General features: G+C 54.8%; 1 protein-coding gene and 1 pseudogene. Both read right to left on the bottom strand.

The annotated features are described in order from the left end of the window. A pseudogene (locus FDX22_RS31610) lies at nt 1-87 on the bottom strand (YhcH/YjgK/YiaL family protein); the annotation flags it as partial. Nucleotides 88-89: 2 nt separating this feature from the next. After that, nucleotides 90-252: ROK family protein (locus FDX22_RS31605; protein WP_255433003.1), on the bottom strand; the 163-nt coding region annotated here is incomplete at its 5' end.

Genomic DNA, 252 nt, shown 5'->3' with positions numbered 1-252 from the left:
ATTCGCCGCAATGGCAAGCGTTAATGCCTGCTGCAATACCGGATGCAATCCAGCAGAAAGCTGAGACTGTAAATCCCCTGACATCATCATCATTCTCCCTGGGCCAACAACGCGGCCCCCAGTAGTCCAGCGTCATGACGGTAATGTGCCGCCAGTAATTTCACGTGATAAGTCGCGGGTTCCTGTGCCAGCCAGGCTTTCACCTGCGCCAGATAACCTTCAGCCAACCCGACGCTTCCGCCAATAACAACG

Source organism: Citrobacter sp. TBCS-14 (assembly GCF_005280805.1).
In the GTDB taxonomy this organism is placed as follows: domain Bacteria; phylum Pseudomonadota; class Gammaproteobacteria; order Enterobacterales; family Enterobacteriaceae; genus Citrobacter; species Citrobacter gillenii.
Note: the sequence above shows the minus strand (reverse complement) of the source record. Positions and strands in the feature narration are given on the sequence as shown.